Origin of the sequence: Solemya elarraichensis gill symbiont, assembly GCF_002021095.1 — a bacterium.
Taxonomy (GTDB): domain Bacteria; phylum Pseudomonadota; class Gammaproteobacteria; order Chromatiales; family Chromatiaceae.
Window position 1 is genome coordinate 1 of the sequence record NZ_MPRK01000024.1, and the last position, 13,210, is coordinate 13,210.

The window sequence follows — 13,210 nt, forward strand, 5'->3', positions numbered from 1 at the left end:
CAGGGCGTCCGGGGCAATAAAGGCTGTCGAAGATCGAGTGTAAAAGGGCGACTTGGATGTCCCGTTTTACATCACGAGATCAAAGACACGCTTGTTTCACTGGTCAGTCTGGACGAGGTTTCATAAAGGGAGAAATACTCGCGTTTGAGTCTCTCGACTATGTCTTGATATTTGTTTGAAATGTCATTTTCTATGATTTCGTCATCGCGGATAGCAAACAGCTGGGTCTCTTCACCTGCTGATGCAAAAGGCGAGTAACGCAGGACATAGTTATCCTTGAGATAGAGGCTTTCGTAGCGGTTACTGCTGATAGCACCAGCATTGGGCTTGTTTTGACTCAGCAGGCTGTTTCCCAGGCCGCTGTAATTGTGATCGCCATCAATTAATTGCAGGATGGTTGGAATGATATCTACCTGGCTTTCGTAGTGGTCGGGATGTTGTTGCCACTCTGTATTCATAGCTTCAAGAGCCGGACTGTAGAAAAACAACGGTACCCGGATGCGTTCCATCATGCCCTTGCCATAAAGTACGCTTGTGTGGTCAGCCACGATCACAAACAGGGTGTCTTCAAATGAAGGGCTCTTCTCCCTGAATGCCTTGATAAATGCTTCAATGCTTTGGTCTAGATAGTGGAAGCTGTTAGTGCGTTTATTCTTGAAAGGCGTGGCAGCATCATCCGGTACCTGCCATGGTGAGTGCGTGGTGGCAGTGATCAGGTGTGCAGTAAATGGCGTCTCGATATCGGCCAGAATATCAGCTGCTTCACGTAAAAATATACCATCAAATATGCCTAGGGCATTGCTGTATTCAGGCATCACCTCTTCGCCGCCCAGACGTTTCTCGAAGTCGAGGTAATCCACCGACTCATAACCCTGGTTGCGCATGAAACTGCTGAAGACTTCCCGTCGGTTATGGAAGGCGTGCATCGAGAAGTGACCGTAGCTATCGGACCCCAGGAGATGTGGAAGAGAACCGAAATATCCATTTACCTCTACCGGCAGGAAATACTTCCAGTTCTGATTAAAGAAGGCCTTGTGAACACCAGTGGTGGTCGAAAAAACGGCACCATCTGTTGCGTTGAAGCTTTGCACTACATTGTCAAAATAGAGTCCTTTTTTACTCAGTTGGTTGAGAAAAGGGGTGATTTCTAAACCTTCTTGCTGGCGTCCAATGATCGACTGACTCAATCCCTCTACTTGAATAATGATCACATTCTTCAGGCCAAGTTCCGGCTTTTGTTCCAGCTTATGCAATAGCGGGTAGTTCTCATTCAGACTGTTATTTCCCAGTAGCTCCTTACTCAAGGAGAGAGCTTCAATGCGGTCTATGCGATCGACTTTATCTGAAGACATACCGGTCAGGGTTGCGGGTAGATAAAAGCGGACAAAATCATGCAGCGGGTTCACGACTGCCTGGTTGGCCTGGTAGCCATCAAAATTCATGTAGAACTGGCTGGTGGTTGGATATGGAATCCAGCCAAGTGACCAGTGTTTTTTGACTGGATGGGCAAGCGGGTCAAGTGTCGACAACGAGAGAAGAAGGATTAGCAGGAGTGCGTGCCTGAAACGTGGGCGAGGTTTCCAGAGATCAAGCTTCGTATGCGGTAGGTGGCGTGTTGCTTTGTGTGAAAAGTAGGAGAATACAATAGCCGCCAGTATGCTCGTGGAGATCAGCACTAGATGCAGTTGCAGAAATGGGGAGATGGCGATCAGAATCTCTTCTGGACTGGTGATGTTCGCCAGGAACATTTCCCACAAATGTTGATCACGTTCGGTGATAAAAAGCAGGTTGGAAAATGCCAGAAGTAAATGGATGAATGTTAATGCCACGATGATGGATGCGAAGGCGCGCAAACGAAAGTAGCGTGTCAGAAGAAAAAGGATTGTCACTACCGCAAGTTCGATGGCAACAAGGGCGGCGTCAAGTCGCATTCCATACAGGTATATCAGCATGGCATCGTCGTGTGTTGTGCCTGGGGATATAAGCTGAATAAAGATCACTCGATAGACAAAGTAGATAGCCAGTGTAACCAATAGAAACGCTATGGAAAGAATGGTTGTTGCCATCTTGGCGCGAGGCTGAAAGTAGTCGGGTTGCTTGTGGCCGGGAGTTGTTGTCATGAGATATTTCTGATTGTTCAGAGTTGCCTGAAAAGTGAGTTGATTGTTATCTGTCTAACTTGCAAAGGTATTGAGGTAATTCGGAACCGTTATGATTTGTTCTAACGGATATGGTCAGTCGCGTTTCCAGTGGCCGCTCTTGCCACCCTTCTTCTCAAGCAGGGCAATCTCGCCAATGACCATACCGCGGTCAACAGCCTTGCACATGTCATAGATAGTCAGGGCCGCTACTGACGCTGCGGTCAGTGCTTCCATCTCGACACCTGTGGGGCCAACTGTTTTACAGGTGGCGAGTATGTGTACCGAGTGATTGATTTCGTCCGTGGTCAGTTCGACAGTGACGGAGGAGAGTTGCAGCGGGTGACATAGGGGGATCAGTTCCCAGCAGCGTTTGGCAGCCTGTATGCCTGCGATACGTGCGGTTGCCAGCACATCCCCTTTCTTGTGGTTGCCTTCGATGATCAGCTTCAGGGTCTCAGGCAGCATGCTGACCTGACCGCTGACTGTTGCCTCACGTACCGTTGCCTGCTTGGCCGAGACATCGACCATGACTGCGTCACCCTTGTCATTAATATGTGTCAATTTGCTCATGAGATAAGTCCGCTGAATGGATAGAAGCTGACACTGTCACCTGCAGTGACGGTTTTGTGTTCGCCAATCTCGACGAAGCCGTGCGCCCATGAAGTCGAGGAGAGTACGCCTGAACCCTGGTTAGGATAGAGTATCGCGGTTTGGCGTCCTTGTGCGTCTGTCTGCAGTTGTGCACGCACGAACTCGCGGCGCATGCCTGATTTCTTCCAGTCGAAACCTGCGCTGACCTGGTACGAAACCGGCATCACATCCTCGCGTCGCTGCATGGTCAGCAGGAAGGGTCGCGCCAACAGGCAGAAAGTGGAGAAGACGGAGACCGGGTTCCCGGGCAGGCCGATAACCGGCGTATCGTTGACCTGGCCAAAGACGACCGGTTTTCCCGGTTTGATGGCGACGCGCCAGAAGTCGATTTTGCCGAGAGATTCGAGGGCTGCACGGACATGATCTTCTTCACCGACCGAGACACCGCCGCTGGTGATGATGCAATCAGACTCCGAGGCAGCCTGCTTGAATGTTTCTATGGTGGCGTCAAGCGCATCTTCAGTAATGCCGAGGCTCACCAGTTCGCAGCCACATGCGTTGAGTAACGCATTGAGTACAGACTGGTTTGAGTTGTAGATTTGGCCTGGCTCAAGCGGCTTGCCCGGTTGCACCAGTTCACTGCCGGTAAAGAATGTAGCGACACGCACGCGCCTGTAGACCTCGACTTCACCGATACCAACCGAGGCAGCAAGTCCGATATCCTGTGGCAGCAGTCTGCGGCCTTTTTTTAATATGGTCTCATCACGGGTAATGTCTTCACCCCTGCTGCGAATATTCTGTCCTGCCTTGATCTCGCCACAGAAGGAGACACTGCCATCCTCTCCGGTCGAGGCGTTCTCCTGCATCACCACTGCATCAGCATTTGCGGGAATAAAGGCCCCCGTGAAGATGCGTGCGGCAGTACCGGCTTCAAGGGGTTCGGGAGAGATGCCTGCAGGAATGCGCTGAGAGATTCTCAATGACTCTCCCTTGTAGTCTGCGTTGGCAATAGCATAACCATCCATGGCGCTGTTATCTGCCGGTGGTACATCGATACCTGACACGAGATCGGCTGCGAGAATTCGGCCGGCTGCATCATGTAGTGAAACTGTTTCTGTTTCGCTTACTCCGGGCGCTGCACGCAGCAGAGCGTCGAGTGCTGATTCCAGAGGTTGTAATTTTTCTCTGGAGTTATCACAATCGCAGCTGTTGTTCTGATCACGGGTGCTTGTTGTCATATCGATTTCATTCACAGGGAGTCTCTTTGGCTGCAATCTTACGCGATTCCTGCCAACAGGGCACAGGGTGATAATAGGATTTTCTTTCGTAAAGCAACAGATAGGCTTGCAAAGAGAAACCAATTCGTGTTCAATATTAGGGTATTCCCTAATGATAAGAAACGGCCACTTACAGGCGGTTCTCCGGTCACGGCACAATTAATAATGAGAGCATTACGTGATGATTAAGCAGCGTACTTTGAAAAACAGCATTAAGGCGACTGGTGTTGGCCTTCATTCGGGTGAGAAGGTGCTGCTGACATTGCGCCCCGCGGCCCCTGATACAGGAATTGTTTTTCGACGTCTTGATTTTGATGCACCTGTCGATATCGAGGCACGTGCAGAAAACGTTGGTGACACGAGCCTTTCGACTTCTCTTGTGAATGATGAGGGCGTGCGGGTATCGACTGTCGAACACCTGCTCTCCGCATTTGCCGGTCTTGGTATTGATAATGCATTTGTTGATGTCAGTGCGGCAGAAATTCCAATCATGGATGGTAGTGCTGCACCCTTTGTATTCCTGATCCAGTCAGCTGGTATCGTTGAGCAGAATTCTGCCAAGCGTTTTATACGTATCAAAAAGCCTATTGAGGTCACGGACGGTGACAAGCGGGCCTCGTTTGAACCTTTCGATGGTTTCAAGGTGAGTTTTGGTATCGAGTTCGATCACCCTGCTTTTGTTGAGCGTCCTGCTTTTGCATCCATCGATTTCTCCTCCACCTCTTTTGTACGCGAAGTCAGCCGTGCACGCACATTTGGTTTTTTGCGCGAGATCGAGGCTTTGCGAGAGATGAACCTCGCACTGGGCGGAAGCCTGGATAATGCTGTTGTAGTCGATGAGTATCGAATTATCAATGAAGATGGCCTGCGTTACGACGACGAATTCGTCAAGCACAAGATCCTTGATGCGATCGGCGATCTCTACCTGTTGGGGCATAGCTTGATTGGACATTTCAACGGCTACAAATCGGGGCATGCGCTCAACAATAAATTGCTGCGTGAGTTGCTGGTTCAGCAGGATGCCTGGGAAGAGGTGACTTTTGACGAGGAGGCAAATGCGCCAATCTCCTACGCCAGGCCGGCGACACCGGAGACAGCATAGCTTCTAGTGTTTCGGTCTTACTGCTTGAGCCAGGCGTTTCAGAATGGCATCGAGTTCAGGATCTGAAGACTGGCCGATGGACGACTCGATGAGATCGGCAGCCCGGTCTGAGTGACGGGCAGCAGAGGTGGTTCTAGTCGTGATTTTTTGTTGTGTACGCGAAGCCTGTACCTTGCACGATATATAGCGTACCTCCAGTTTTTCTGCTAGCTTTTTAGATATGAGTCGCATTCTGCTCGCCCATGCGGGTGAGTTAAGATAGATAATCATTGTCCCCTTTTGCTGGTGGACATTGACGCAGTGGGAGGCTAGCTCCGCGGGAAGCATTTGTCGTAGCTGGATCAAACGGTTATGATCGGCATCCGCCTCCTGCAGAAGTTTTTTGATGGATGGCGCCTTACGCAGGATTTGCCGCAGGCTCTTGGGCTCTTTTTTCATGGATGATTTAGTGTGTTCAGATTTATAATTAATCAGGACGACCGGCGTTTACTAAGTCGGCTTAATTACATGGTGACATCTTTGATCGCAAAAAAGAACCGCATATGCATAGGATCTATTGTATCGCTGGTACTTGTGCTTGCTGTTGTAGGCGCAATTAGTGGCGGTGTTGGAGCAATGCTTGGCTATGAGCGCGGTCTTGACCAGGCGTCCCCTGAAATGCTGACCAAGATAGAACTGCTTCAGCATAATCTCAATGAGGATCGCCAGACCGTGATGAAAGCACAGGCGCGTGCCGAGGATGAACTCGATGCGCTAGCGGTCAGGCTTGGATTTATTCAGGCGCAGGTAATGCGTCTTGAGGCTGTTGGTGAGCACCTGGTTGGCGTTGCCGAACTCGATGAGAGTGAGTTTATTTTTGGCCAGGAGCCGGGTCTTGGCGGACTTGATAACGGCAGTGACGGCGAGAGCGAATCAGGTATTCGACTTTTAGTGGAACTGGATAATTTCGAGGCCCTGCTGAAGCAGCAGGAGTACCAACTGACACTTCTTGAAGAAGTGTTGATGAATAAGGATGTACTCAGGGAGATCATGCCTTCCGGTCTGCCTGTTAATAAGGGCGGCTGGATCTCTTCAGGTTTCGGCAGTCGCATCCACCCGATTTCCGGCAAGCGGAAAATGCACCTGGGAGTCGATTTTCCGGGCAGGAGAGGCACAGAAATTCTTGCAGTAGCTCCTGGTATTGTCACCAAGTCCAAGTATGTGAGCGGCTATGGCTACATGGTTGAGATTCGCCATGCCGATGGTTACCTGACTCGCTATGCACACAACAGCAAGCTGTTGGTTGGCAAGGGAGACCTGATTGAAAAGGGTGAGACCATCGCTCTAATGGGAAGCACCGGTTCGGCTACTGGCACTCACCTGCACTTCGAGGTGCGCAAGGACGGTGTTGCGGTCAATCCTAAAAAATTCATCAAGCACGTCGACAAATCCTGAATCTGTTGCCCGGCACATATTCCAGCCGGGAGATCACTTCTGTCAGAAATCGCCAGTTTCGGCTAAGTTATGCGATTTCCTCCTGTTTTTTGGCAAAACAGCCCCAATCTTCGTGTCTCATGGCCGCGAATACGGTATCATCAGCGGCTGAAATTTGTGACGGATAGATAATGGCAAAGCTACTTTCCAAGATATTTGGCAGCCGTAATGACCGGCTGGTCAAACGCATGCGCAAGACTGTTGCGCAAATCAATCAGCTCGAACCTCAATTTGAGGCACTTTCCGATGAGCAGCTGAAGGCGAAAACCGGTGAATTCAGGGAGCGCCACGAGGCGGGCGAGTCACTGGATGCACTGATGCCAGAGGCATTTGCTGCCGTGCGCGAAGCGAGCACCCGCGTGCTTGGTATGCGCCACTTTGATGTGCAAATGATTGGCGGCATGGTTCTGCACGATGGCAAGATTGCCGAGATGCGTACCGGTGAGGGTAAGACACTTGTTGCAACCCTGGCTGTCTATCTCAATGCGCTGGATGGCAATGGTGTACATGTTGTTACCGTCAACGACTACCTGGCTCGCCGCGATGGTGAGTGGATGGGGCGCCTGTATAATTTTCTTGGTCTCTCACTGGGCATCATCCAGTCGTCCGGCCTGAATCCCGACCAGGCATCTTTTCTCTTCGATGCTGATTACAAGGGTGCCGAGGGTGGCTATCTTCACCTGCGCTACTCAACACGCAAAGAGGCCTATGCGGCCGACATTACCTACGGCACGAACAACGAGTACGGTTTCGATTACCTGCGTGACAACATGGCCTTCTATGCAGAGCAGCGTGTTCAGGGCTCTCGCAGTTTTGCGGTGGTTGACGAGGTTGACTCGATCCTTATCGACGAGGCCAGGACACCTCTTCTTATCTCGGGGCCTGCCGAGGGTGATCAGGAAATCTATACCCGCATCGACAAGCTGATTCCGGCCCTGACACGCCAGGACCCGATCACGAATGAAGATGGCGAGCCGGATTTTGGTCCGGGCGACTACTCGGTGGACGAGAAAGCACGCCAGGTTTTCCTCAGTGACGAGGGGCATGAGCATATCGAACAGAGGCTGGCAGATGCTGGCATGCTGGATCCGGAAACCAGCCTTTACGATACGCAGAATATAATGCTGATGCATCATGTCAACGCGGGACTGCGTGCACATGTGTTGTTCCAGAAGGACGTCGACTACATTATTCAAAACGGTGAAATTGTCAGCGTTGACGAGTTTACCGGTCGTACCATGCCTGGACGCCGCTGGTCCGAGGGTCTGCACCAGGCGATAGAGGCGAAAGAGCGTGTAACGATCCAGAAAGAAAACCAGACTCGCGCATCGCTCACCTTCCAGAACTTTTTCCGTCTCTACGACAAGCTCTCTGGTATGACAGGCACGGCCGATACCGAGGCGTTCGAATTACAGTCGATCTACGGTCTTGAGGTGGTAGTCATTCCGACCAACAAGCCAATGACGCGCGATGATCGTGCTGACCTGGTCTACCTGACGCCGGATGAGAAGTACGAGGCGATTATCGAGGATATTCGCGACTGCGTGAAACGTGGTCAGCCCTCGCTGGTTGGTACCGCTTCTATCGAGGTTTCTGAACTGATCTCGAAAATGCTCAATCAACGCAAGATTCCACACCAGGTGCTCAACGCGAAACAGCACGAGCGCGAGGCGCACATTATCGAGGATGCTGGTCGCCCGGGTGCGGTAACTATCGCAACCAACATGGCAGGTCGTGGTACCGATATTGTTCTTGGTGGAAGCCTTGACGCTGAATTACAGGCGCTGAGTGATGATGCTTCCGATGCCCAAAAGGAGACGATCGAGTCAGAGTGGCAGAAGCGTCATGCAACGGTCCTTGAGGCTGGTGGTTTACATGTAATTGGTACAGAGCGCCACGAATCACGCCGTGTCGATAATCAGCTGCGTGGCCGTTCGGGACGTCAGGGTAATGCTGGTTCAAGCAGGTTCTATCTCTCGTTGCAGGACAGCCTGATGCGTATCTTCGCATCTGAGCGTGTTTCCGGCATGATCCAGAAGCTGGGCATGGAGAAAGGCGCGGCAATTGAACACCCATGGTTTAACAAGGTGATTGAGAATGCCCAACGCAAGGTTGAGGGGCGCAACTTCGATATTCGTAAGCAACTGCTCGAATACGATGATGTCGCCAATGATCAGCGTAAAGTGGTCTATTCGCAGCGCAACGACCTGATGGATATGGACGATGTCTATGACACCGTCCTGGCAATGCGCGAGGAAGTGCTCAACGACAGTATCAGTCTCTATATTCCACCGCAGAGTCTTGAAGAGCAGTGGGAAGTGCCCGGCCTCGAAGAAGCGCTGAAACGTGAATTCGCACTGGAAGCCCCGCTACAGAAGTGGCTTGACGAAGACCACGATCTGCACGAGGAGACATTGCGGGATCGACTGCTGGAGATGCTCAACACGATTTACGACAAGAAAGTCGAGCTGGCCGGTGCCGAGCAGATGCGCAATTTCGAAAAAGGCATCATGCTCGAGACGCTGGATACGCACTGGAAAGAGCACCTTGCGGCGATGGATTACCTGCGCCAGGGAATTCACCTGCGTAGTTATGCACAGAAAAATCCCAAGCAGGAGTACAAGCGCGAGGCATTCGATATGTTCTCGGCAATGCTCGATACGATCAAGGTCGATGTCGTCAAGACGCTGTCACTGGTTCGTATCCAGCAACAGGCTCCGCTGGATGTACCGCATGAAGAGCCACAGCAAATGGAGTTCATGCACCAGGAGTTCAAAGGCCTTGATGACAGTGCTGGTGCTGCTACAGAATCAGAACCATCGGGTGAAGAGCATCAGCCATTTGTGCGTGATGAGCGCAAGATCGGCCGCAACGAGCCGTGCCCGTGTGGCTCCGGCAAGAAATACAAGCAGTGCCACGGTAAGCTCTCCTGAGGAAGCCCTTGTATGACAGTCTCTGACAAGGTTTACCCGGTTGCCGGTATCAGGTTGGCGAGTGTTGCAGCAGGTATTCGCTACAGCGGACGTGATGACCTGGTTGCAATCGAGCTGGCCGATAACGCCACGGTAGCTGCTGTATTTACCCGCAACGCCTTTTGTGCGGCCCCCGTGACAGTTGCGCGTGAACACATTGAAGCCGGTACGCCAAGATACCTGCTGGTAAATTCCGGCAATGCCAATGCAGGCACCGGTGATAATGGCCTGCGAGCAGCCCGTGAAAGCTGCAAGTCGCTGGCTGCCGCAGCCGGTTGCGCACTCAACCAGGTCGCGCCATTCTCTACCGGTGTGATTGGAGAGGATCTCAATACGCAGGCAATAGCTGCGGCTGTTCCTTCACTGCTTGAAGGCTTGCAAGAGGCAGGCTGGGAGCGTGCGTCACAGGCTATCATGACGACTGATACGGTCGCCAAGCTGGTAAGCAGAAGAGTCACTGTTGGTGACAGCGAAGTAACGGTCACCGGCATGGCAAAGGGTTCTGGCATGATCCGTCCTGACATGGCAACCATGCTTGCCTATGTCGCCACCGATGCAGCGATATCCAGGACACTGTTGCAGCAGTGCCTTAATGAGGCGGTCGCTCCAAGTTTCAACAGCATTACCGTCGATGGCGATACCTCGACCAATGACGCCTGCGTCCTGATTGCCAGCGGCTGCAGCGATGTCGTGGTTGATGACCTTGACAGTTCCGCCGGTGTTGCTGTGCGCTCAGCAATTCTCGATGTCTGCATGGAGCTCGCAAGATCTATCGTCAGGGATGGAGAAGGCGCAACTAAACTGGTCGAGATTCATGTTAGCGGTGCTGCAAGCGATGAGGAGGCGAAGAGCGTTGCCTACACGGTTGCGCATTCACCGTTGGTCAAGACGGCAATGTTTGCCAGTGATCCGAACTGGGGACGTATCCTTGCAGCTGTTGGCAGGGCGGGTGTTGAGAATCTCGATCTTGATGCCGTACGTATTCTGCTTGATGATGTACTGATCGTTTCAGGCGGCGGACGTGACTCCGGTTATACCGAGGAGGCAGGGCAGGCCGTCATGGACAAGGATGCCTACACCATTCATATTGAACTGGGGCGTGGTGAGGCGAGTAGTCTCGTGCTGACCTGCGACCTGTCGTTCGACTACGTCAAGATCAATGCCGAGTATCGAAGCTGATTTGATCGCTCGCTCACTATCCCTATGTTACATGTCGCTGTAGCAGTCATCCGCGACCGGGCGGGACATATCCTGCTCTCGCGCCGTCCCAATGATAAACATCTCGGCGGGTTATGGGGGTTTCCCGGCGGCAAACTTGAAGCTGGCGAATCCCTTGCAGATGGCCTGAAGCGCGAAATTGACGAGGAGCTGGGCATCCGGATTGAGACGCACCGCCCCCTGATACAGGTCAGACATGCGTATCCTGATCGTCACGTGCTGCTTGATGTTCATCTTGTTGAGCGTTGGCATGGTGAGGCATCCGGACGAGAGGGGCAGGAGATCGCCTGGGTTGATCCCGATTCCCTATCAGGCTATCAACTACCTCCTGCCGACAAGCCAATTGTTACAGCGTTGAACTTGCCCTCCCGCTACCTTGTGACTCCACCTGGTATAGGCAGCATTGAATTGATGCATCGCCTCGATCTTATTTCTGCAAAAGCATCTCAACAGGAGATGACCCTGTTACAGTTGCGCCTTCCTGAACGCAGTTATGCGCAAGTGGTCGAAATTGCTCAACAGCTGCTGGACCGCCATGCAGCACTTGCGTTATTGGTAAAAGAGGTTGAGATGGCCGGTCAGCTTGGGTGCGGTGTGCATCTGCGAGCAGCTGATCTGATGGTACTCGAGCGGCGTCCATTGCCATCTGCCCAATTGGTTGCTGCCTCTTGTCATACGCCTGAAGAGCTCAGGCAGGCAGTAGCACTGAATGTCGATTTTGTGACTCTCTCCCCGCTGCAGAGAACGCAATCACATCCACATGCATCACCACTTGGCTGGGATAAGTTTGGCCAAATGGTTGATGATGTTACTATGCCTGTTTATGCGCTAGGTGGTATGAGCGAGTCTGACATTGAGCGGGCGTGGCAAGCAGGCGCCCAGGGTGTTGCGGGTATCAGCGGGGTTTGGCCGATTCTATAAAGACGCACTTGGTTAACTCAAAGGTGACTGATTCAGTTGTTTGTGTGGGGCGTTCCTTAAAGCTGTCCACTTTCAGGAAACGTACACTGAACCTGTGTTTTCCACCACTGACTTCAGCTATCAGTCCAAGTCTGACGGGTATGCTGACGCGCAGCATCTGCACGGGTATCTTCCTGTCGAGTGATTGCTGGAAGAAACCCTGTTCGGCAACTTCCTTGACGGGCCTGCTGCTGGTCCTGATCAGGTCAATGAGCAGGGCGGCAGAATTCTGCAGCGGTTCAAGAGGAGCCATCCACTCCTTCAACTGGCTGCAGCGGATTTTTGCGCTTTGCTGTAGCCAGAGATTGTATACCGGCATATCAAAGTCACAGCTCCCGCCCGGTATTGAAGTTCTCTGCATGATCGATTTGAGTAATTCGTGATCACGCAGCTCCTGTCCAAGCTGGCAGGAGATGTTATGCAGTCCGCTGAGGTTATGTTCGAGCTGACTGACAACAGAATCAAGTCGACTCATGTCGACATCCGAGTGTTGACTGATGCGCACCAGGTTGGTCATGTGGCGCTCAAGTTCCTTGATGACTTCTGACTTGATATCCGAGCGCGAAAGAATCGCAGAAATCTGTAACAGGACATTGACGGCAACACGTGAGTCAACCTCTTCCTCACGCGGCTGAAATACGGAAAGCTGGTCGAACAGGTGCGCAAGACGCAGCAAAAGACGCGTGCGTTCGTTGATAGGATGTTCGAATGTAATATTCTTTGCCACTTTTTCAGCAGTATCCTGAATACAGTCCTGTCATAGCTATTGTGCTGGATTTATTCCCTAAAGAAAAGCGGCCTTATTTACTTGAGGTCGTCCGGCTTAATTGGGTGTAGTACTTATGCAGTTCTTCAACCTTCTGCTTCAGTGCATCGATGCTGCCATCATTGGTGATGACATCGTCTGCAACTGCAAGCCGGGCCTGGCGATCCGACTGTGCCGCAACTATTTTTCTGGCAGCTTCTCCGGATAATTTGTCGCGTTCCATCAGTCGTGCCAGTTGTTGCTGTAGCGGGGCATCAACGACGAGAATGCGATCAAGCTTATATGGGTAACGGGTTTCTGTCAGAAGGGGGATGGCAACAATGACGTAGTTTGCGTCAGATGCTGCAATGCGTTCATAGACATGCTGCCTGATCGCCGGGTGGAGTAACTCCTCGAGAGCGATGCGTTCCTCGCTGTTATTGAAAACACGTTGGCGCAGCTTTTTCCGGTCGAGTGCTTTCGACTGGTCAAGAACATCTTCACCAAAGTGTTCGCTGATCTGTTTCAGCAGCGGGCTGCCGGGTTCTACCAGTTCTCTGCTGACAAGGTCCGTATCAATGACCTCAACACCGAGTTTTTCGAACAGTTCAGTGACAACCGATTTACCGCTGGCAATGCCGCCAGTCAGTGCAACTCGTAACATGCTAAGCGAGGCCTGAGATGCGCAGGTACCAATCGTTGATCTCGTTGCCCCAGAAGAGGGCGGTGAG

At 52.0% G+C, this 13,210-nt stretch carries 11 protein-coding genes; 5 read left to right on the plus strand and 6 right to left on the minus strand.

Translation table 11 applies throughout. The features are described from left to right. Positions 1–71: 71 nt before the first annotated feature. The 3 genes from BOW51_RS02395 to BOW51_RS02405 form a co-directional block, all read right to left on the minus strand. Positions 72–2,120 (minus strand): LTA synthase family protein, encoded by a 2,049-nt coding sequence (locus BOW51_RS02395; protein WP_078476265.1) that lies wholly within the window; start codon positions 2,118–2,120, stop codon positions 72–74. A 114-nt stretch (positions 2,121–2,234) separates the two neighbouring features. Beyond that, on the minus strand, positions 2,235–2,711 hold the full coding sequence (gene moaC / locus BOW51_RS02400) for a cyclic pyranopterin monophosphate synthase MoaC (RefSeq protein WP_078476266.1): 477 nt from the start codon (positions 2,709–2,711) through the stop codon (positions 2,235–2,237). Continuing rightward, a complete protein-coding gene (locus BOW51_RS02405; RefSeq protein WP_078476275.1) occupies positions 2,708–3,970 on the minus strand; it encodes a molybdopterin molybdotransferase MoeA in 1,263 nt (420 codons plus the stop codon). The genes moaC and BOW51_RS02405 overlap by 4 nt, the downstream gene beginning before the upstream one ends. A gap of 220 nt (positions 3,971–4,190) precedes the next feature. Here BOW51_RS02405 and lpxC point away from each other — a divergent pair, with 220 nt between their 5' ends. Beyond that, positions 4,191–5,111 (plus strand): UDP-3-O-acyl-N-acetylglucosamine deacetylase, encoded by a 921-nt coding sequence (gene lpxC, locus BOW51_RS02410; protein WP_078476267.1) that lies wholly within the window; start codon positions 4,191–4,193, stop codon positions 5,109–5,111. A gap of 3 nt (positions 5,112–5,114) precedes the next feature. Here the strand turns inward: lpxC and BOW51_RS02415 are convergent, their stop codons facing one another. Then, complete coding sequence (locus BOW51_RS02415; protein ID WP_078476268.1) at positions 5,115–5,549, minus strand: DciA family protein; 435 nt, start codon at positions 5,547–5,549, stop codon at positions 5,115–5,117. 81 nt (positions 5,550–5,630) lie between these two features. On the opposite strand from BOW51_RS02415, the gene BOW51_RS02420 reads away from it, so the two are divergent. The 4 genes from BOW51_RS02420 to BOW51_RS02435 all read left to right on the plus strand — a co-directional run bounded on the left by BOW51_RS02420 (position 5,631) and on the right by BOW51_RS02435 (position 11,695). After that, entirely contained in the window at positions 5,631–6,545 is a 915-nt protein-coding gene (locus tag BOW51_RS02420; protein WP_167367219.1) for a M23 family metallopeptidase, read from the plus strand. 167 nt (positions 6,546–6,712) lie between these two features. After that, positions 6,713–9,517 (plus strand): preprotein translocase subunit SecA, encoded by a 2,805-nt coding sequence (gene secA / locus BOW51_RS02425; RefSeq protein WP_078476270.1) that lies wholly within the window; start codon positions 6,713–6,715, stop codon positions 9,515–9,517. A gap of 12 nt (positions 9,518–9,529) precedes the next feature. Then, entirely contained in the window at positions 9,530–10,735 is a 1,206-nt protein-coding gene (gene argJ / locus BOW51_RS02430) for a bifunctional glutamate N-acetyltransferase/amino-acid acetyltransferase ArgJ (protein ID WP_078476271.1), read from the plus strand. A 24-nt stretch (positions 10,736–10,759) separates the two neighbouring features. After that, complete coding sequence (locus BOW51_RS02435; protein WP_078476272.1) at positions 10,760–11,695, plus strand: Nudix family hydrolase; 936 nt, start codon at positions 10,760–10,762, stop codon at positions 11,693–11,695. Here the strand turns inward: BOW51_RS02435 and zapD are convergent. Together zapD and coaE are read right to left on the minus strand one after the other, a co-directional pair. Continuing rightward, on the minus strand, positions 11,670–12,461 hold the full coding sequence (gene zapD / locus BOW51_RS02440) for a cell division protein ZapD (protein WP_167367220.1): 792 nt from the start codon (positions 12,459–12,461) through the stop codon (positions 11,670–11,672). The two genes, BOW51_RS02435 and zapD, sit on opposite strands and share 26 nt — an antisense overlap. A 73-nt stretch (positions 12,462–12,534) precedes the next feature. Beyond that, positions 12,535–13,210: dephospho-CoA kinase (gene coaE, locus BOW51_RS02445; protein ID WP_306341477.1), on the minus strand; the 676-nt coding region annotated here is incomplete at its 5' end.

Coding starts and splice junctions, on each gene's coding strand:
- BOW51_RS02395 (WP_078476265.1), bottom strand. CDS start 2,120: ATGACAACAACTCCCGGCCACAAGCAACCCGACTACTTTCAGCCTCGC.
- moaC (WP_078476266.1), bottom strand. CDS start 2,711: ATGAGCAAATTGACACATATTAATGACAAGGGTGACGCAGTCATGGTC.
- BOW51_RS02405 (WP_078476275.1), bottom strand. CDS start 3,970: ATGACAACAAGCACCCGTGATCAGAACAACAGCTGCGATTGTGATAAC.
- lpxC (WP_078476267.1), top strand. CDS start 4,191: ATGATTAAGCAGCGTACTTTGAAAAACAGCATTAAGGCGACTGGTGTT.
- BOW51_RS02415 (WP_078476268.1), bottom strand. CDS start 5,549: ATGAAAAAAGAGCCCAAGAGCCTGCGGCAAATCCTGCGTAAGGCGCCA.
- argJ (WP_078476271.1), top strand. CDS start 9,530: ATGACAGTCTCTGACAAGGTTTACCCGGTTGCCGGTATCAGGTTGGCG.
- BOW51_RS02435 (WP_078476272.1), top strand. CDS start 10,760: ATGTTACATGTCGCTGTAGCAGTCATCCGCGACCGGGCGGGACATATC.